Raw genomic sequence first — 16,668 nt, 5'->3', positions numbered from 1 at the left:
CGCAACCCCCTTGCGCGGCTCCGCGCGGGGTCTACGCTGGAGAGGTCGCTGCATGCGCCGCAGTGCGGAAAGTCGGGGGTGCACATGAAGGGCAAGATCCTCTTCGTCGTCGGACTGGGAGTCGGGTACGTGCTCGGCACCCGGGCGGGCCGTGAACGATACGAGCAGATCAAGCGCGCCGCCGAGGGGGTCTGGAACACTCCGGCCGTGCAGCAGGGCGTCGACTCCGTGAAGGGCTTCGCCGCCGACAAGGTCGGCGACCTCTCCGACAGCGTGCTCGACGGCGTGAAGACGTTCATCGGCAACGCGACCCGCGGCTCGGGCGCCACGAAGCAGGACGTCTCGGACGCGGCGGCGAAGGCCAAGCAGGGCGTCTCGAAGGGCGCCGGTGCGACGAAGTCCGCGGTGGACGACGTGGCCGACACGTTGAGCGAGGCGATCGACTCGGCCGCCGATGCGGCCGAGCGCGCCGCGAAGCCGACCGCCGCGAAGCCGACCAAGGCCGCCCCGAAGCGGGGCAGCACGTCGCGCGGCGCCTAGCCCGCGGCATCCGACTCACAGAATCGAGGTGACCGCGCGATGGCCGCACCGACCAACGACGAACGCTCGCTCTTCACACTGATCGGCGAACTGCCCGACACGATCTCCAACCTCGTGCGCGCCGAGATCGACCAGATCAAGGCCGAGGTCAGCTACAAGGTCAAGCACTTCGGCATCGGCTCGGGCTTCTTCGTCGTCGCCCTGGTCGTCCTGCCGTTCCTGATCTTCACCCTGCTCGCCGCCGCGATCTTCGCGCTCGCGCTCGTCATGCCGGCGTGGGCGGCCGCGCTCGTGGTCTCGGGCGTGCTGCTGCTCATCATCGCCGTGCTCGTGTGGATCGGCATCGTGAACTTCAAGCGGGGCTCCGAGCCCCTCGAATCGGTCGAGAGCCTGAAGGCCGACCTCGACGCCCTGAAGGGAACGGGTGACTATGACCGCCGCTACTGACGCCCAGCGCCCCTCGAAGCGCGAGACTGCCGCGCGCGAACGCAACCTCACCCGCGTCGAGGCCCGCGCAGCGTCGGCGAAGGCGCGCGCCGAGTTCGCCGGCACGCTCAACGCCCTCGAGGACAAGCTCAACGTGCCCAAGCAGGTCGGCCTCCGCGTCGACCGGGCAAAGGTGTCGCTGAAGGCGTTCTACGACGAGCAGCCGGGCGTCGCGATCGCGGCCGCCGTCGGCGTCGCCGCAGCGGTCGGCGGCCTCGTCTGGCTCATCGTGCGATCGAAGCTCGGCGACTGAGCGGCACGAGACGAGAGGATGCCTCGGTGCCGCCGCACTCCGCAGACACCGCCGTCGAACGGGTCGCCGAGGCGCTGCGCGCCGAGATCCTGAGCGGCACGGTCGCGCTCGGCTCGCCGCTGCGCGAGGAGGCCGCGGCCGAGCGGTTCGGGGTGTCGCGGCACACGGTGCGCTCCGCGTTCCAGCGGCTCGTCGCCGAGCGGCTCGCCGTAGCCGAGGCGTACCGCGGGGTGCGGGTCGTGAGCTTCGACCCCGATGAGATCGTCGCGCTGCAGCAGCTGCGGGCGGCGCTCGAGGGCGAGGCGGTGCGAATCGCCGGTGAACGCCACGGGGCCGTCTGGCCCGAGGCAGCGCTCGCCCCGGCCGTCGCGGTGCTCGAACGGCTCGAGGAGATCGCCGAGGCCGCCCCGGGCGCGCGTCCCCCCGCCGCCGACCCGGGTGCGGGTTCAGACGCGGACGCCGACGACGGGATCGACTGGCTCGAGGTGGAGCGACTGCACGCCGACTTCCATCGTGCGATCGTGGCCGCCTCGTCGAGCCCGCGCATCGTCGAGGCGCACGACGCGCTCGGCAGCGAGCTGCTGCTGTTCCTGCTGCACGTGCGGCCCCACTACACACTCGAAGGGCTCATCGCCGAGCATCGAGGGCTGCTGGGCGACGTGCAGTCACGCGGGGCCGATGCGATGCGCGAGCACCTCGCCCACTCGACCGAGCTGCTGCTCGAGAGCTGAGCGGCCCTACGCCGTGATCGCGGCGTACCAGATGAGCAGCATCGTCACGAGGAAGCCGACGACGTAGTTGATCGCGAGGAAGCGCCGCCACCCCGCGTTCGCCCGACCCGAGTCGGCATCGCTCAGGGCGGAGTACGGCGCGGCGGCCGCGAGGTAGGGCACGACGAGGAGCGCCGCGAGCGGCCCGGGCCAGTCCGTCGCGAGCATGAGCAGCCCGGCGACCGTCCACGCCGCGCTCGCGAACCGCACCGTGCGGCGTGCGCCGAGCACCGTGGCGATGGAGGCGATGCCGCCGGCCCGGTCGGGCACGATGTCCTGCACGGCGCCGAAGGCGTGGCTCGCGACGCCCCACGCGAAGAACGCCGCGAGCAGCGCGACGAGCTGCGGCGTGAACGTCGCGCCCGCGAGCACGAGCCCGTAGACGGCCGGGCTCACGAAGTGCACGCTCGAGGTCGCCGAGTCGAGGAACGGCACCTCCTTGAAGCGGAGCCCCGGCACCGAGTAGGCGGCGACCGCGAAGAGGCTCACGGCGAGCACCGCCCAGGAGACCGGGCCGCCGAGGAGGACGAGCGCGAGCACGAACGGGGCGCACAGCGCGATCGCGGCGCCGATCGTGAGCCGGTGCCGACCGGGCTCGAGCAGCGCGCCCTCGACGCCGCCCTTGCGCGGGTTCGCGGCGTCGCTGGCGTAGTCGAACACGTCGTTGACGCCGTACATCGCGAGGTTGTACGGCACGAGGAAGAAGAGCGTGCCGATCACCAGCGCGACGTCGACGTCGCGGGTCGTCAGCAGGTACGCGGCGGCGAAGGGGAAGGCGGTGTTCACCCAGCTCAGCGGGCGGGAAGCCGTGAGGAGTTCGGGGACGACGCCGCGCCGGGTGTCAGTCGGCATGGTCGGGCTCCGCGGGGGCGAGGAGGCTCCAGAGGCCGCTGAGCAGGAGCACGCCCGCGAGCGGGTAGGCGAAGTCCTCGATCGGGGCGAGGCCGACGCGCACCCCCCAGATGTGCGCATCGGCATAGCCGAAGAGCCCGGTCGCGATCATGATCGTGTCGAAGACCGCGGTCAGTGCGACGAGCGCGATCGCCGTCACGAGCACGGCGCGGGCATGGCCGTGCGGGGCGTGGCGCCACCCGAGCAGTGCGACGAGCACCGCGACCGGGAGGAAGGCGATCGAGAGCAGCGCGTAGGTCATCGTCGTGCCTCCCGTGCCCGTCGCGGCTCCCGCTCCCGCTCCCGCCTCCGCGGCGCGATCGCTCGCAGTGCGCCCGTGTAGAGCACCAGCGTGAGGTAGCAGAGGAAGGCGAGGAAGACGAGCTCCTCGAGCGGCAGCTCGGGCGCGAGCAGCACGCCGGTGCTCACCGGGTTCTCACCCCGGTGGAAGACGCCGAGGCCGATGCCGGCGAGGTCCCAGAGGAGGAAGAACGCGAGCCCCAGCGCGACGATCAGGGCGGCGCGCCAGGCCCGACCTGGCGCGGCGAACACGAGCCGGAACCGCACGTCGAGCAGCACCATGCAGGCGAGACCGCCCGCCAGGATCGCGAGGTACGCGAAGCTCATGCCGGCACGCTCCGTACCGTCGGCTCGGGCAGCGGGCCGGTGCCGCGCTCGCCGCGGACCGCCTTGAGCACGAGTTCGGCGCTGATGAGGCACATGGGCAGGCCGATGCCGGGGACCGTCGTCGCACCGGCGAAGTAGAGTCCCTCGACCGTGGGCGAGGCGGTGCGGCCGCGGAAGAACGCGCTCTGCCGCAGCACGTGGGCGGGCCCGAGCACCGAGCCCCGCCACGAGTTGAAGTCCTCGGCGAAGTCGGCCGGGCCGACCGTGCGTCGCACGACGACGCGCTCCGCGAGGTCGGTCTCGCCCGTCCACGCGGCGATCTGCGCGATCGCGGCATCGGCGACGAGCTCGACCACGGGGTCGCCGGCGCCGCCGGTTCCGCCGTGGCCGAGGTCGGGGTCGGCGGGCACCGGCACGAGCACGAAGAGGTTCTCGTGGCCCTCGGGAGCGACCGACGGGTCGCTCGCGCTCGGCATGCAGACGTAGAGCGACGCCGGGTCGGGCACCGACGGCGAGCGGCCGAAGATGCTCGCGAAGTTGCCCGCCCAGTCCTCGGTGAAGAGGAGGTTGTGGTGCGTCAGCCGGGGGAGCCGCCCGCGCACGCCGAGCATCACGAGCACCGCGCCGGGCCCCGGGTCGGCGCGTCGCCACGAGGCCTCCGACCGGCTGCGGTGCTCGGGCGGCAGGAGGGCCTGCTCGGTGTGATGCAGGTCGGCGGCGGAGACGACGAGGTCGGCCTCGGCCACCCGTTCGGCTCCCGAGGCGTCGAGGTGGCGGATGCCGACGGCTGCCCCCGACTCGACGACGATGCCGGTCACGCGCGTCTTCGTCACGATGCGCGCCCCCTCCCGTCGGGCGAGCCGCGCGACGCCGTCGATGAGTTCGCGGAACCCGCCCATCGGGTAGCGCACGCCGTCGTCGAGGTCGAAGTGGCTCATCAGGTGGTACATGCTCGGCGCCGCCTGCGGCGAGGTGCCGAGGAACACCGCCGGATACCCGAGCACCTGGCGGAGCCGTTCGTCGCGGAACCCCGCCGCGACGAAGCGGTCGAGCGGTTGCAGCAGGAGGCGCGTCAGGCGGCCGAGCCGGCGGAGCACCGGCGTCGAGACGAGCGCGCCGGGGGAGGAGAAGTCGGTGTACAGGAAGTGGTCGACCGCGAGCCGTGCGGTCTCGCCCGCCGAGTCGAGGTGGCGCTCGAGCGCCCGCCCCGCGCCCGGCTCGATCGCCTCGAAGGTCGCGACCGAGCGCGCCCGGTCGGAGCCGAGGTCGACGGGCTCCGGGCGGCCCTCGAAGAACACCCGGTATCCCGGGTCGAGACGGACGAGGTCGAGCTCGGCGGCGGTCGTCGTGCCCATGAGCCGGTAGAAGTGCTCGAACACCTCGGGCATGAGGTACCACGACGGCCCGGTGTCGAAGCGGAAGCCCGCGGCATCCCAACGGCCCGCGCGACCGCCGATCTCGGCGCCCTGCTCGTAGACGGTGACCTCGTGGCCGTCGCGGGCCAGGAGCGCCGCCGTCGCGAGCCCCGCGATGCCGGCGCCGATCACCGCGACGCGCGTCATGCCGGCACCCCCTCGGCCGCCGCCGTCGCGGCGGCGTGCGGTCGTGAGGCCGCGGCGCGGACGAGCAGCAGCAGCTTGCGCGTCGTCGGCACGCTCACGCGGGTGGTCAGCAGCTCGTCGGCGGGCGTGCGCCGGAGGCGCTCGGCGAGGGCGGAGAAGAGCCCATGGGCCGCGGCGACGGCCCGGCGGCATCCGCCCGGCAGTTCGCCGACGACCTCGCCCGCGATCGCGAGGTCGCGATCGATGTCGTCGAGGAGCCGGTGCTTTTCGGCCTCCCCGAAGTGCCGCGGGTCGACGCCGGGGAAGTACCGGCGGTCGAGGGCCTCGACGTCGTCGGCGAGGTCGCGCAGGAAGTTGACCTTCTGGAACGCGGCGCCGAGGTGGCGGGCGCCGCGCTGCCAGCGCGCGTCGCGCTCGGGGTCGACGGAGAGCCCCTCGCTGAACGCGCGGAGGCACATGAGCCCGACGACCTCGGCCGAGCCGTGGACGTACTCGCGCAGTTCCGCCTCGTCGAACTCCACCGGGTCGAGGTCGCGGCGCATCGAGGCGAAGAACGGCCGGGTGAGCTCGATGCCGAACCCCGTGGCCCGCGCCGACTGCGCGAACGCGTGCACCACGAGGTTCGAACTGTAGCCGCGGGCCATCGCGAGCTCGGTCTCGGCCTCGAGCGCGTCGAGCAGCTCGCGGCGCTCGACCGGAGAGAGTCCGGCCTCGGCGGCGGGGCCGTCGACGATCTCGTCGGCGATGCGCACGAGGGCGTAGAGGTCGGCGAGGTGGGTGCGGATCGCGGGCGAGCACAGCCGGCTCGCGAGGCCGAACGAGGTCGAGTAGCGCGAGATGACCTGCGCGGCGCTCTGCCGCGCCGTGCGGTCGTAGAGGGCGAGGCCGGTCGGCGCTGCGGTGCTCATCGCGCACGCTCCACGCATCGTCGGGCCGTCGCGGTGAGCGACGCCGTCAGCCGGCGCGGCAGCCGGGCCCGGTCGACGGCGGCGATCGCGTCGGCGCAACGCTCGTCGATGAGCCGTTCGACCCGGTCCCGCGCCCCGCTCGACTCGATCACCCCGCGCAGGCGGGCCGCGCCGGCCTCGTCGAGTTCGGGGCGGCCGAAGTCCGCAGCGACCGAGCCCCACGTGCTGTGCTCGCGGGCATAGGCGATGAGCAGGGTCTCCTTGCCCTCGCGGAGGTCGCCGATCACCGACTTGCCGGTGACGGCGGCGGCGCCGAACACCCCGAGCACGTCGTCGCGCAGCTGGAAGGCCACGCCGAGGTGGCGGCCGATCTCACCGAGCTCGAGCACGGCCCCTGCGGGGGCGCCGCCGAGCACCGCGCCCGCCTGCAGCGGGGCGCTGAACGAGTACGAGGCGGTCTTGTGCTCGATCATCGCGAGGATGTCGCCCTCGCCGGGCGCGCCGCCCGACTGGCCCACGTCGGCGTGCTCGCCGGCCGCCGCGAGGAAGACGCACTCGTCGAGGATGCCGAGCAGCAGCTCGCGCACCCCGACCGGCGCGTCGAGGCCCGCCACCACGCGGTGAGCACCGCTCAGCAGGAGGTCGCCCGCGAGGATCGCCGAGGCCTCGCCGAGCTCGTTCGCCCGGGTGCTCGAGAGCCCGCGGGCGAGGCCCTCGAGCGCGAAGCGCCCGGCGACGTTCGGCTCGCCGCGGCGTACGAGGTCATGGTCGATGACGTCGTCGTGCATGAGGAACGCGGTGTGCAGCAGCTCGAACGCGGCGGCCAGTCGCACCGCCTCGACGGAGCCCACGCCGGCGAAGGCGGTGTGCGCCTCGAGCACGAGCGCGGGGCGGATGCGCTTGCCCCCGGCGGCGCCGTCACGGGCCGCCTGCCACAGGAGCACGTAGTCGTGGCCGTGCCCGATCGCGCGATCGAGCCGTTCGGTGAACCACCGGTCGAGGTACTCGTCGACCGCGGCCCGGTCGGCGACCGGGCGGTCGAGCGTCGTGCCGATCATGAGGCGATCGCCTCACGGGCTGAGCGGTCGGCGCGGGAGCCGCCGAGGAACGGCAGCAGCCTCGACTGCAGCACGAACCACGGGCTGAACGCCCAGGGTGCGTGCTCGATGGCGAGGGCGAGCTGTTCGAGCTCGACCCAGCGGTGATCCATCACCTCGCCGGGGTGAGGCTCGGGTGTCGAGTCGGTGGTCGCGGTGTAGACGGGGCAGAGCTCGTTCTCGACGATCCCCGAGGCGTCGGTCGCCCGGTAGTGGAAGGTCGGGAGGACGAGGTCGATGCGGTCGAGCTCGAGCCCGAGCTCGAACTCGCCGCGGCGGCGGACCGCGTGCAGCAGCGTCTCCGCGGGGGCCGGGTGGCCGCAGAACGAGTTCGTCCAGACCCCGGGCCAGGCCTGCTTCGAGAGGGCGCGCCGCGTCACGAGCACCTCGCCCCGGCCGTTGAAGACGTGGCAGGAGAAGGCGAGGTGCCTCGCGGTGTCGAGTCCGTGCACGCTCGACTTCGGCGCGCGGCCGACCGGGCGATCGTGCGCGTCGAGCAGCACGACCTCTTCGATGTCGTCGGGACCCATGCTCGCTCCATCCCTCGTGATCGCGTCGCACACGATCTTTATCTGCTTCGGCTAGTAATTAGCTTAGCGAGAATAATGCCGAGTTCGCTAGAATCTCTCCATGGCAGCAGCGGGGGAATCGGGCCACGACGTCCGCGCGGCGATGCACGACCCCCGGGTCTTCGACGCCGCCGGAGAGCTCGTCGACCGCACGGGCCTCGACGACGCGGAGATCGACCAGATCGTGCGGGTCATGCAGAGCCTGCGCGGTTGGCACGACGCGGCGCGGCGCATGAGCGAGGCCTCGAGCCGCTACATGAAGCTCAACGAGACCGACATGCGGGCCCTGCGCTTCCTCATCGCCGCACGCAACCAGGGCGAGATCGCGACGCCCGGTGCGCTCAGCGACTACCTCGGCATCTCGAGCGCCTCGACGACCAAGCTCCTCGACCGCCTCGAACGCGGCGACCACATCACCCGTGCGCCGCACCCGAGCGACCGTCGGGCGATCGCCATCACCGTCACCGACGAGACCCGGGCGGTCGCCCGCGAATCGGTCGGGCGCCTGCATGCGCGGCGGTTCGCCGCGGCCGCCGCGCTCGCGCCGGCCGAGCGCGAGGTCGTCATCCGCTTCCTCGACGCGCTCAGTGCGACCGAGCTCGAGGTCGAGCACGAGGGCTGAGCCGCACGGACTCCGAGCGGCTCACGCATCCGGACGAGCGCGCTCCCACGAGGCGACGGGCCCCTCGACCACCGCGAACAGCGGGTGCGGCTCGGGCGCGCCGACCCCGGCCCAGCGGAGCGCGAGCTCGGGACTGCGCACCTCGAGCTTCGTCATGAGGTGGCGCCATTCGAGGGCCAGCTGCCCGGTCGCGACCTCGATCGCGACGGGTGCGGCGCTGCGTCGATGCACCTTGCTCCCGTCGAAGCGGTACCCGCGCTCGCCGGCCTCGGCGGCGACGCCGGCGAGGTAGTCGCCGATCGCGCCGAGCGGGTCGGGCAGCTCGCGGAACCGCTCGAGCTGCGGATGGTTCGTGTACCCGCGGGTCGCGCCCTCGAGCACCGCCTGCGCGAGCAGCGTCTCGCGCCAGCAGGCGGTGAGGCCCTGCCGGTCGAGGTACCGGGGATGCACCGACCAGATCCGCATGGCTGGCAGCCTATGCCGAGCCGCCTGCGACCCGCGGCGCGTCGAACGAGCGGCGCTGGCGCGGGGCATCCGCATCGCTTTTGGCCGTTCGCTCGGAAAGGGGGAGACTGGAGGCATGTCTTCCCCCGCTGCCGAAGCGGCAGCCGACGCGTTCCAGAACAATTCCGATGCTGCAGGGGCCGACGGCCAGCAGTCACCAGAGGGCTACACGGTCTTCGCGGTGCTCCGTCGCGACCCCGCCCGCCCCGATGACTTCGACGGGCACGACGTGCGCCGCGTCGTCGAAGAGCTCGACGGCGTGATCTCGCTCGTCGAGAACGAGGGCGTGACCCTCCGCGGCATCTACGACGTCTCGGGCCTCCGCGCCGACGCCGACGTCATGCTGTGGCTGCACGGCCCGACCGCCGAGGGCCTCCAGTGGGCGCTCCGCGAGCTGCGTCGCGCCCGCCTCCTGAAGGCGCTCCTGCCGACGTGGAACGCGATGGGCGTGCACCGCGACGCCGAGTTCAACAAGGCGCACGTGCCCGGCTTCCTCCGCGGCCTCGAGCCCAAGACCTGGATGACGGTCTACCCCTTCGTGCGCAGCTACGACTGGTACCTGCTCGACCCCGCCGAGCGCAGCCGCATGCTCGCCGAGCACGGTCGCAAGGGCGCCTCGTTCCGCGGCGCGATCGCGAACACCGTCAGCGCCTTCGCCCTCGGCGACTACGAGTGGCTGCTGCCGATCGAATCCGACGAGCTCACCGAGCTCGTCGACATGATGCGCGAGCTCCGCGCCACCGACGCGCGCATGCACGTGCGCGAAGAGGTGCCGTTCTACACCGGTCGACGCATCACGACCGCCGAACTCGTGGAGGTCCTGCAGTAATGGCGCACTACGACGCGATCCTGCTGTCGTCGTTCGGAGGCCCCGAGGGCCAGGACGACGTGATCCCCTTCCTCCGCAACGTCACCGCCGGGCGCGGCATCCCCGACGAGCGCCTCGAAGAGGTCGCCCACCACTACCGCCACTTCGGCGGGGTGAGTCCGATCAACGAGCAGAACCGTCAGCTGAAGGCCGCCCTCGAGGCCGAGCTCGCGAGCCGCGGCATCGACCTGCCCGTCTACTGGGGCAACCGCAACTGGGCGCCCTACTTCGGCGACGTCGTCGCCGAGGCGTCGGCGGCGGGTCACACGCGCCTCCTCGGCCTCGTCACGAGCGCCTACACGAGCTACTCGGGCGTCGGCCAGTACCGCGAGGACTTCGAGAAGTCCACGGCCGGCACGGATGTCGCGATCGACCGGGTGCGCGAGTACTTCGATCACCCCGGCTTCGTGCAGCCCTTCGTCGAGGGCGTCTCGGAGGCGACCGCCTCACTGCGTGCCGAGGGCGTCGCGCCCGAGCGCACCCACATCATGTACGTCACCCACTCGATCCCGAACACCGCGGCGAAGGCCTCCGGTGTCGGCTTCGAAGACCGGGTCGGCACCGACGAGGGCGGCGCGTACGTCGCCCAGCACCTCGCCGTCGCCGCCGTCATCAGCGAGCAGGCCGCGCCCGACTCGCCGCGCTCGCTCGTCTACCAGTCGCGTTCGGGCGACCCGCGCACCCCGTGGCTCGAGCCCGACATCAACGACGCCATCGAAGAGCTGGCGGCCGCCGGGCAGACCGACGCGATCGTCATCGTGCCGTTCGGCTTCGTCTCCGACCACATGGAGGTCATGTGGGACCTCGACAACGAGGCGATCGAGACGGCGGGCGAGCACGGCCTGAAGGCGCGGCGCGTGCCGACGCCCGGCGTGCACCCGGCCTACGTCGCCGGTCTCGTCGACCTCGTGCTCGAGCGCGTGAACGACGTGCCCGACGCCGAGCGTCCGCACCTCACCGCGCTCGGCCCGTGGCCCGACCACGCGCGCATCGCGGGCGGCGCCGTCGTCGAGCCGGCGGCCGAATCGGCGGAGGCGACGTCGCGATGACCGTCATCCGGGTCGGTACCCGCGGCAGCGCACTCGCGATGGCGCAGACGCGCCAGATCTCCGAGCGGATCGCGAAGGCGGCCGGTGCCGAGATCGAGCTCGTGCCGATCACCACCCAGGGCGACACCTCGCGCGCCTCCCTCGCCTCGATCGGCGGCACCGGCGTCTTCGCCGCGGCACTGCGCGAGGCGCTGCTCGCGGGGGAGTGCGACCTCGTCGTGCACTCCCTGAAGGACCTGCCCACCGCCGAGCACGAGGGACTCCGCCTCGGTGCCGTGCCCAAGCGGGTCGACGCCCGCGACGTGCTGTGCGCGCGCGACGGGCTCACCCTCGCGACGCTGCCCGAGGGCGCACGCGTCGGCACCGGTTCGCCGCGACGCATCGCGCAGCTCGGCGCCGCACGCCCCGACGTCGTCGCGGTCGACCTCCGCGGCAACATCGACACCCGGCTCGGCAAGGTCGAGTCGGGCGAGCTCGACGCGGTGCTGCTCGCCGCCGCCGGGCTCGGCCGCCTCGGGCGGCTGGATGCCGCGACCGACCACCTCTCGCTCGCCGACTGGCCGACCGCGCCGGGCCAGGGGGCCCTCGCGATCGAGGTGCGTCGCGAACGCGGCGACCGCGACCTCGAACGGGCCCTCGAGGCGATCGACCACGCGGTCACCCGGGCCACCGTCCTGGCCGAGCGCCTCGTGCTCGCGGGGCTCGAGGCCGGCTGCGCCGCGCCGGTCGGAGCGACCGCGTTCCTCGAGGACGAACTTCTGTTCCTGACGGCGAGCGTGTACAGTGCCGACGGGACGCGGCGACTCACCAGCTCGCACGCGGCCACCCCCGAAAGCCGCTCGGCCGCCGATCTGGCGGATGCGGCACGCGACGTCGCAGACCGCGCCGTCGACGAACTCCTCGGCAACGGCGCCGCAGACCTCGTTCCCCCTGAGGAGCAGCCGTGACTGAATTCGAACCGATGACGGGCGCCATCAGGCTGCCCTCGTCGGCCGCCGGTGCCAAGCCGCTCGCCGGCTGGCGCGTGCTCGTGCCCCGTGGCGGGCCCTGGGGCGACGGCGTCGCCGCTGCGCTGCGCTCGCGCGGTGCCTCCCCGATCATCGCGCCGCTCATCAACTTCGCCCCCGCCGACGACCAGCCGGCGCTCGAGGCCGCCCTCGCGAAGCTCGCCGCGGGCGGGTTCGACTGGCTGACCGTCACCAGCGCGACGACGGTCGACGTGCTCTCCTCGTACGGCGCCGTGATCCCCGAGACGACGAAGGTCGCAGCGGTCGGCGAGACCACCGCTGCCGCGCTCGTCGCCGCGGGGTACCACGCCGACATCGTGCCCGCCGAGGACAACTCGGCGCGGGGCATGCTCGAGGAGTGGGAGGCGGCCACCGACGGCGCCCCCGGCCTGCGGGTGCTCGCGCTGCGCTCGGCGATCGCGAAGCAGGTGCTCTCGATCGGCCTCGAGCGCATGGGCCACCACGTCGAGGCCGTCGTCGCCTACCGCACCGTCGGCGTGCCCGTCACCGAGAAGGTCGCCGCCGACGTGCGCGCCGGCCTCGTGAACGCCGTGCTCGTCACCTCGGGCAGTGTCGCCGAGCAGGTGCAGGACCAGCTCGGCCCCCTTCCCGGGTCGACGCTCGTCGCCGCCATCGGCCCGCAGACGAAGCGGGACGCCGCGGCCGTCGGCCTCCGCGTCGACGTCGTGGCGCGCGAGCGCTCGGCCGAGTCGCTCATCGACGCGGTCGTCGAGGCCGCGACGGCGCTCGCCTAGCGCGTCCTTTCGGTCATCCGAGCTCGTCGACCGTCTCGACGAGCCAGCGCCGCACCGCCCGGTCGTGTTCCTCGAACCAGGAGCCCGAGTACGCCCTGGGCGCCGCCTCGACCGTCATGACGAGCGCGAGGTAGGCGGTCCACAGCCGTGCGCGCGTCCGGGCCGCCGCACCGGGCATCGGCTCGGCGCCGCTCGCGGCCGCGTACGCCCTGCGGAACTCCTCGTCGGCGTCGACCGCCGCGGGCACCGCTCGCATGAGGTAGCGCGACGGCAGATCGGCGGTCGGGTCGGCCCACATGGCGCGTTCGTGGTCGATGACCCCGGTGATCCGCCCGTCGCGGGCGAGCAGGTTGCCATCCCACAGGTCGAAGTGCACGAGCGTCGGCGCCACCACCTCGTCGAAGGCGTCGGATGCCTCGTGCAGGCGTTCGCGCAGCACTCGCGCGTCGACGGGGAGCCCGACATCGAAGCGGCGCGCGTCGGCGAGCACGGCGTCGAGCTGCGCGAGGTAGGCGGCGCGGGCGGTCGGAGCCTGCAGCTCCGTGCGGAAGGGGTAGCCGAACACGGGCGGGCTCCCGTCGGCGTCGGCGTCGGCGCCGGCGTCGGCACCAGCGCGATGCAGCGCCGCGAGCAGACCGCCGAACTCCGCCGGGTCGATCTCGTCGCTCGGCGGTGCTCCGTCCAGCTCGGAGAGCACGATCGCCTCGCGCCCGTCGAGCTCGACCGTGCCGAGCAGCTCGGGCTGCGGGGCGTCGGCCCCGGCCAGCGCCGCGAGCGCGAAGGCCTCGGTGCGCAGGAGCTCGCGCTCGTGCGTCAGGCCCGCGACGGGCGGGGGAGCGAGCTTCACGACGGCGGTGCGCCCGTCGTCGAGCGTCACCCGGGCGACCGCGTTCGCGAACCCGCCCGAGAGCGGCTCGACGAGCCGGACGGTGCCGCCGCACCCCGCGGCCCAGCGTGCGGCGACCCGGTCGAGGAGCGGGCGGGCGTCGGTCATCCGCACACCATATCGACCCCGCGCGGCCGCGGCGCGACGTCGTCGCCGTCCGGCGACCGTTCAGCCCCGCACGCGTAGGCTGGTTCGGTGAGTTCCACGCCTGCGCCCCGCGTCCGCCCGCGCCGACTTCGCGAGACCCCGGCCCTGCGCCGCCTCGTCTCCGAGACCCGCCTCGACCCCGCCGACCTCGTGCTGCCGATCTTCGTGCGCGAGGGCGCCGCGGCGCCCCTGCCGATCGCGTCGATGCCGGGCGTCGCGCAGCACTCGCTCGAGAGCCTGCCGCAGGCGATCGAGGAGGCCGTGGCCGTGGGCGTCGGCGGCGTGATGCTCTTCGGCGTTCCCGCGGTGCGCGACGCGCGCGGCACGGGGGCGACCGACCCCGACGGCATCCTCAACCTCGCGACCCGGGTCGCGGTCGAGGCATCCGCGGGCCGCCTGGTCGTGCAGACCGACCTCTGCCTCGACGAGTTCACCGACCACGGCCACTGCGGCGTGCTCGACGAGCGCGGCCGCGTCGACAACGACGCGACGCTCGAGCGGTACACCGCGATGGCGCTCGCCCAGGCGCGCGCCGGCTCCGAGCTGCTCGGCCTCAGCGGCATGATGGACGGCCAGGTCGCCGCCGTGCGCGACGCGCTCGACGACGCGGGCCACCAGGACGTCGCCCTTCTCGCGTACTCGGCCAAGTACGCCAGCGCGTTCTACGGGCCGTTCCGCGACGCCGTCGAGTCGACCCTCGAGGGCGACCGCCGCTCCTACCAGCTCGACCCCGGCAACCGCCGCGAGGGCCTCCGCGAGGCGATGATCGACATCGACGAAGGCGCCGACGTGGTCATGGTGAAGCCCGCGGGCAGTTACCTCGACGTGCTCGCCGACGTCGCCGCCGCGAGCGAGGTGCCCGTCTGGGCGTACCAGGTCTCGGGCGAGTACGCGATGATCGAGGCCGCCGCCGCGCACGGCTGGATCGACCGCAAGCGGGCCGTCATCGAGTCGGTGCGCTCGATCAAGCGAGCCGGCGCCGACGTCGTGCTCACCTACTGGGCCGTCGAACTGGCCGAATGGATCCGCAACGGAGAGACCGCATGAACGCCACGAACGCCGAACTCTTCGCCCGCGCGCAGGCCGCGATCCCCGGCGGGGTGAACTCGCCGGTGCGCGCGTTCCGCTCGGTCGGCGGCACGCCTCGCTTCCTCGTCTCCGCGAGGGGCGCGCACGTCACCGACGCCGAGGGCCGCGACTACGTCGACCTCGTCGCCGGATGGGGCCCCGCGATCCTCGGGCACGCCGATGCGCGCGTCGTCGAAGCGGTGCAGGATGCCGCGGGCCGGGGTCTCTCGTTCGGCTCGTCGACCCCCGCCGAGACCGAGCTGGCCGAACTCGTCGAGGCGCGCGTCGCGCCCGTCGAGCAGCTCCGCCTCGTGTCGACCGGCACCGAGGCGACGATGAGCGCCATCCGCCTCGCCCGCGGCTTCACCGGCCGCGACCTGCTCGTGAAGTTCGCCGGCCACTACCACGGCCACTCCGACGGCCTGCTCGCCGAGGCCGGCTCGGGCCTCGCGACCTTCGCCCTGCCGGGCTCCGCCGGCGTGCCGGCCGACATCGCCGCGCTCACGCTCGTGGTGCCCTACAACGACCTCGACGCGCTCGCCGCGGTGTTCGCCGAGCACGGCGACCGCATCGCCGCCGTCATCGTCGAGGCGGCCGCCGCGAACATGGGCGTCGTGCCGCCCGCGCCCGGGTTCAACCGTGCGCTCGTCGAGCTCGCCCACGCCCACGGCGCGCTCGTCATCAGCGACGAGGTGCTCACCGGGTTCCGCGTCTCCGAGGCGGGCTGGTGGGGGATCGAGGCCCGCGACGAGGCATCCGCGTACACCCCCGACCTGATGACCTTCGGCAAGGTCATCGGCGGCGGCATGCCCGTCGCCGCCCTCGGCGGCCGCGCCGAGGTCATGCAGCAGCTCGCGCCCCTCGGCCCCGTCTACCAGGCGGGCACCCTCTCGGGGAACCCGGTCGCCGTCGCCGCGGGCATCGCGACGCTGCGGGCCGCCGACGCCGAGGTGTACGCGAAGCTCGACGCTGCCGCTGCGACGATCAGCGAGGCGACCTCGGCCGCGCTCGCCGCCGAGGGCGTCGCCCACCGGGTGCAGCGCGCCGGCAACCTCTTCAGCTTCGTCTTCGGCGAGGTCGCCGCCGGCGAGGTGCGCGACTACCAGGCCGTGCTGCGGCAGGAGTCGTGGCGGTACGCCCCGTTCTTCCACTCGATGCTCGACCAGGGCGTCTCGCTGCCGCCGTCGGTCTTCGAGGCCTGGTTCGTCACCGCCGCGCACGACGATGCCGCGATCGCCCGCATCGTCGACGCCCTGCCGGCCGCCGCGAGGGCCGCTGCCGCAGCGACCCCCTGACGGGGTCCGCTCGCCCCGCGCCCGCGCCCGCGCCCCAGACGGCCGGTGCTGTTTCTCAGGACGAACGCGGCACAGCGGGCGGCTGTCCCGGCGTGTCTTCCTGAGAAACGGGACTTCGGCGCCGACCCGTCCTGAGAAACAGCCTGCGCGGGGCGGGGTGCAGCCCTGCGCGGGGTGGGGTGCGGCCCGGGGGCGGGGTGAGGCGCAGGGCCGGATGGGGCAGGATGGGAGCATGGCGAAGCTCCGAGTGCACAGCGACCGGGTCGAGGTCCACCTCACCGCGGCCGAGAAGTCGCTCGCGCTCCGCGCCGACGACCTCGTGGTGCAGCGCGACGACATCCGATCGGCGACGATCACCGACGACCCGTGGATCTGGATCCGCGGCATCCGGCGTCGCGGCACCGAGGTGCCGCTCGTCGTGGCCGTCGGCGTCTGGAAGTACCACGGCGGCAGCGACTTCGTCATCGTCAAGGGCAAGCGGCAGGCGGTCGTGCTCGAGCTCGCCGACGGCGAGTTCGCCCGCATCATCCTGAGCACCAACCACGCCGCCGAGCTGATCGACCGGCTGCGGCTGACCCCGCTCGACGAATCGGGCGACCCGGCGGGCGAGTAGCGCTCGTCGCATCGCTCCACAGGCGATTCGGCGGCGACATCCGCCTCGCTTAGGATGTCCCCCGGACGCCGTGGCACGGCCGCGCCGCCGCCGGGGCCCTGCGATCCCCGCCGGGGGCCCGGTGAGGCATCCGCGACCCGAACAGCTCCCG

General features: G+C 73.5%; 21 protein-coding genes. 12 read left to right on the top strand and 9 right to left on the bottom strand.

All coding sequences use genetic code 11. From position 1 onward, the window contains the following. Positions 1–84: 84 nt before the first annotated feature. The 4 genes from ACFVAJ_RS06825 to ACFVAJ_RS06810 are packed head-to-tail and all read left to right on the top strand — an operon-like array spanning position 85 to position 2,010. Positions 85–540: a hypothetical protein gene (locus ACFVAJ_RS06825; protein WP_376942385.1), complete on the top strand. Its 456-nt coding sequence runs from the start codon at positions 85–87 to the stop codon at positions 538–540. Between the two features lie 39 nt (positions 541–579). Next, complete coding sequence (locus ACFVAJ_RS06820) at positions 580–987, top strand: phage holin family protein (protein WP_157425514.1); 408 nt, start codon at positions 580–582, stop codon at positions 985–987. Then, entirely contained in the window at positions 971–1,279 is a 309-nt protein-coding gene (locus ACFVAJ_RS06815) for a hypothetical protein (protein WP_376942383.1), read from the top strand. Before ACFVAJ_RS06820 ends, ACFVAJ_RS06815 begins: the two co-directional genes overlap by 17 nt. Before the next feature lie 26 nt (positions 1,280–1,305). Further along, the gene (locus ACFVAJ_RS06810; RefSeq protein WP_376942381.1) at positions 1,306–2,010 is read left to right on the top strand and encodes a GntR family transcriptional regulator; all 705 of its coding nucleotides are present in this window, start codon (positions 1,306–1,308) and stop codon (positions 2,008–2,010) included. 6 nt (positions 2,011–2,016) lie between these two features. Here ACFVAJ_RS06810 and ACFVAJ_RS06805 read toward each other — a convergent pair whose 3' ends face one another. Genes ACFVAJ_RS06805 through idi form a run of 7 tightly spaced genes read right to left on the bottom strand, consistent with a single transcriptional unit; the run spans position 2,017 to position 7,664 of the window. Beyond that, positions 2,017–2,901, bottom strand: a complete 885-nt coding sequence (locus ACFVAJ_RS06805; protein ID WP_376942379.1) for a prenyltransferase — start codon at positions 2,899–2,901, stop codon at positions 2,017–2,019. After that, entirely contained in the window at positions 2,891–3,202 is a 312-nt protein-coding gene (locus ACFVAJ_RS06800; RefSeq protein WP_376942377.1) for a lycopene cyclase domain-containing protein, read from the bottom strand. The genes ACFVAJ_RS06805 and ACFVAJ_RS06800 overlap by 11 nt, the downstream gene beginning before the upstream one ends. Next, positions 3,199–3,567: a lycopene cyclase domain-containing protein gene (locus ACFVAJ_RS06795; RefSeq protein WP_376942375.1), complete on the bottom strand. Its 369-nt coding sequence runs from the start codon at positions 3,565–3,567 to the stop codon at positions 3,199–3,201. Before ACFVAJ_RS06795 ends, ACFVAJ_RS06800 begins: the two co-directional genes overlap by 4 nt. Continuing rightward, positions 3,564–5,129 carry a phytoene desaturase family protein gene (gene crtI, locus ACFVAJ_RS06790; protein ID WP_376942373.1) on the bottom strand — a complete coding sequence of 522 codons (1,566 nt, stop codon included), beginning with the start codon at positions 5,127–5,129 and terminating at the stop codon, positions 3,564–3,566. Before crtI ends, ACFVAJ_RS06795 begins: the two co-directional genes overlap by 4 nt. Beyond that, positions 5,126–6,037, bottom strand: coding sequence for a phytoene/squalene synthase family protein (locus ACFVAJ_RS06785; RefSeq protein ID WP_376942371.1), 912 nt, complete (start codon positions 6,035–6,037; stop codon positions 5,126–5,128). Before ACFVAJ_RS06785 ends, crtI begins: the two co-directional genes overlap by 4 nt. After that, complete coding sequence (locus ACFVAJ_RS06780; RefSeq protein WP_376942369.1) at positions 6,034–7,095, bottom strand: polyprenyl synthetase family protein; 1,062 nt, start codon at positions 7,093–7,095, stop codon at positions 6,034–6,036. The genes ACFVAJ_RS06785 and ACFVAJ_RS06780 overlap by 4 nt, the downstream gene beginning before the upstream one ends. Next, the gene (gene idi, locus ACFVAJ_RS06775) at positions 7,092–7,664 is read right to left on the bottom strand and encodes an isopentenyl-diphosphate Delta-isomerase (protein ID WP_376942367.1); all 573 of its coding nucleotides are present in this window, start codon (positions 7,662–7,664) and stop codon (positions 7,092–7,094) included. Before idi ends, ACFVAJ_RS06780 begins: the two co-directional genes overlap by 4 nt. Positions 7,665–7,764: 100 nt before the next feature. On the opposite strand from idi, the gene ACFVAJ_RS06770 reads away from it, so the two are divergent. After that, positions 7,765–8,325, top strand: coding sequence for a MarR family winged helix-turn-helix transcriptional regulator (locus ACFVAJ_RS06770; RefSeq protein WP_376942365.1), 561 nt, complete (start codon positions 7,765–7,767; stop codon positions 8,323–8,325). A 21-nt stretch (positions 8,326–8,346) separates the two neighbouring features. On the opposite strand, the gene ACFVAJ_RS06765 is transcribed toward ACFVAJ_RS06770, so the two are convergent. Continuing rightward, entirely contained in the window at positions 8,347–8,790 is a 444-nt protein-coding gene (locus tag ACFVAJ_RS06765) for a pyrimidine dimer DNA glycosylase/endonuclease V (protein WP_376942363.1), read from the bottom strand. A gap of 115 nt (positions 8,791–8,905) precedes the next feature. Between ACFVAJ_RS06765 and hemQ the strand changes: the two genes are divergently transcribed. Genes hemQ through ACFVAJ_RS06745 form a run of 4 tightly spaced genes read left to right on the top strand, consistent with a single transcriptional unit; the run spans position 8,906 to position 12,508 of the window. Continuing rightward, positions 8,906–9,658 (top strand): hydrogen peroxide-dependent heme synthase, encoded by a 753-nt coding sequence (hemQ, locus tag ACFVAJ_RS06760; RefSeq protein WP_376942361.1) that lies wholly within the window; start codon positions 8,906–8,908, stop codon positions 9,656–9,658. Next, positions 9,658–10,746, top strand: a complete 1,089-nt coding sequence (locus tag ACFVAJ_RS06755) for a ferrochelatase (protein WP_376942359.1) — start codon at positions 9,658–9,660, stop codon at positions 10,744–10,746. Before hemQ ends, ACFVAJ_RS06755 begins: the two co-directional genes overlap by 1 nt. After that, positions 10,743–11,693, top strand: a complete 951-nt coding sequence (hemC, locus tag ACFVAJ_RS06750) for a hydroxymethylbilane synthase (RefSeq protein ID WP_376942357.1) — start codon at positions 10,743–10,745, stop codon at positions 11,691–11,693. The genes ACFVAJ_RS06755 and hemC overlap by 4 nt, the downstream gene beginning before the upstream one ends. Before the next feature lie 14 nt (positions 11,694–11,707). Continuing rightward, positions 11,708–12,508, top strand: coding sequence for a uroporphyrinogen-III synthase (locus tag ACFVAJ_RS06745; RefSeq protein WP_376942494.1), 801 nt, complete (start codon positions 11,708–11,710; stop codon positions 12,506–12,508). 13 nt (positions 12,509–12,521) lie between these two features. On the opposite strand, the gene ACFVAJ_RS06740 is transcribed toward ACFVAJ_RS06745, so the two are convergent. Then, entirely contained in the window at positions 12,522–13,502 is a 981-nt protein-coding gene (locus tag ACFVAJ_RS06740; RefSeq protein WP_376942355.1) for a phosphotransferase family protein, read from the bottom strand. 87 nt (positions 13,503–13,589) lie between these two features. On the opposite strand from ACFVAJ_RS06740, the gene hemB reads away from it, so the two are divergent. From hemB to ACFVAJ_RS06725, 3 genes are all read left to right on the top strand, one after another. Continuing rightward, complete coding sequence (gene hemB / locus ACFVAJ_RS06735) at positions 13,590–14,588, top strand: porphobilinogen synthase (RefSeq protein WP_376942353.1); 999 nt, start codon at positions 13,590–13,592, stop codon at positions 14,586–14,588. Further along, the gene (gene hemL, locus ACFVAJ_RS06730) at positions 14,585–15,904 is read left to right on the top strand and encodes a glutamate-1-semialdehyde 2,1-aminomutase (RefSeq protein ID WP_376942351.1); all 1,320 of its coding nucleotides are present in this window, start codon (positions 14,585–14,587) and stop codon (positions 15,902–15,904) included. The genes hemB and hemL overlap by 4 nt, the downstream gene beginning before the upstream one ends. Positions 15,905–16,136: 232 nt before the next feature. Continuing rightward, the gene (locus ACFVAJ_RS06725; RefSeq protein WP_376942349.1) at positions 16,137–16,517 is read left to right on the top strand and encodes a hypothetical protein; all 381 of its coding nucleotides are present in this window, start codon (positions 16,137–16,139) and stop codon (positions 16,515–16,517) included. Positions 16,518–16,668 lie beyond the last annotated feature (151 nt).

The organism is Agromyces sp. NPDC057679 (assembly GCF_042799635.1).
Classification (GTDB): domain Bacteria; phylum Actinomycetota; class Actinomycetes; order Actinomycetales; family Microbacteriaceae; genus Agromyces.
Note: the sequence above shows the minus strand (reverse complement) of the source record. Positions and strands in the feature narration are given on the sequence as shown.

Excerpts from the sequence above, each read along its gene's own strand:
- ACFVAJ_RS06825 (WP_376942385.1), top strand. The coding sequence starts at position 85 with ATGAAGGGCAAGATCCTCTTCGTCGTCGGACTGGGAGTCGGGTACGTG.
- ACFVAJ_RS06820 (WP_157425514.1), top strand. The coding sequence starts at position 580 with ATGGCCGCACCGACCAACGACGAACGCTCGCTCTTCACACTGATCGGC.
- ACFVAJ_RS06815 (WP_376942383.1), top strand. The coding sequence starts at position 971 with ATGACCGCCGCTACTGACGCCCAGCGCCCCTCGAAGCGCGAGACTGCC.
- ACFVAJ_RS06805 (WP_376942379.1), bottom strand. The coding sequence starts at position 2,901 with ATGCCGACTGACACCCGGCGCGGCGTCGTCCCCGAACTCCTCACGGCT.
- ACFVAJ_RS06800 (WP_376942377.1), bottom strand. The coding sequence starts at position 3,202 with ATGACCTACGCGCTGCTCTCGATCGCCTTCCTCCCGGTCGCGGTGCTC.
- ACFVAJ_RS06795 (WP_376942375.1), bottom strand. The coding sequence starts at position 3,567 with ATGAGCTTCGCGTACCTCGCGATCCTGGCGGGCGGTCTCGCCTGCATG.
- crtI (WP_376942373.1), bottom strand. The coding sequence starts at position 5,129 with ATGACGCGCGTCGCGGTGATCGGCGCCGGCATCGCGGGGCTCGCGACG.
- ACFVAJ_RS06785 (WP_376942371.1), bottom strand. The coding sequence starts at position 6,037 with ATGAGCACCGCAGCGCCGACCGGCCTCGCCCTCTACGACCGCACGGCG.
- ACFVAJ_RS06780 (WP_376942369.1), bottom strand. The coding sequence starts at position 7,095 with ATGATCGGCACGACGCTCGACCGCCCGGTCGCCGACCGGGCCGCGGTC.
- idi (WP_376942367.1), bottom strand. The coding sequence starts at position 7,664 with ATGGGTCCCGACGACATCGAAGAGGTCGTGCTGCTCGACGCGCACGAT.
- ACFVAJ_RS06770 (WP_376942365.1), top strand. The coding sequence starts at position 7,765 with ATGGCAGCAGCGGGGGAATCGGGCCACGACGTCCGCGCGGCGATGCAC.
- ACFVAJ_RS06765 (WP_376942363.1), bottom strand. The coding sequence starts at position 8,790 with ATGCGGATCTGGTCGGTGCATCCCCGGTACCTCGACCGGCAGGGCCTC.
- hemQ (WP_376942361.1), top strand. The coding sequence starts at position 8,906 with ATGTCTTCCCCCGCTGCCGAAGCGGCAGCCGACGCGTTCCAGAACAAT.
- ACFVAJ_RS06755 (WP_376942359.1), top strand. The coding sequence starts at position 9,658 with ATGGCGCACTACGACGCGATCCTGCTGTCGTCGTTCGGAGGCCCCGAG.
- hemC (WP_376942357.1), top strand. The coding sequence starts at position 10,743 with ATGACCGTCATCCGGGTCGGTACCCGCGGCAGCGCACTCGCGATGGCG.
- ACFVAJ_RS06745 (WP_376942494.1), top strand. The coding sequence starts at position 11,708 with ATGACGGGCGCCATCAGGCTGCCCTCGTCGGCCGCCGGTGCCAAGCCG.
- ACFVAJ_RS06740 (WP_376942355.1), bottom strand. The coding sequence starts at position 13,502 with ATGACCGACGCCCGCCCGCTCCTCGACCGGGTCGCCGCACGCTGGGCC.
- hemL (WP_376942351.1), top strand. The coding sequence starts at position 14,585 with ATGAACGCCACGAACGCCGAACTCTTCGCCCGCGCGCAGGCCGCGATC.
- ACFVAJ_RS06725 (WP_376942349.1), top strand. The coding sequence starts at position 16,137 with ATGGCGAAGCTCCGAGTGCACAGCGACCGGGTCGAGGTCCACCTCACC.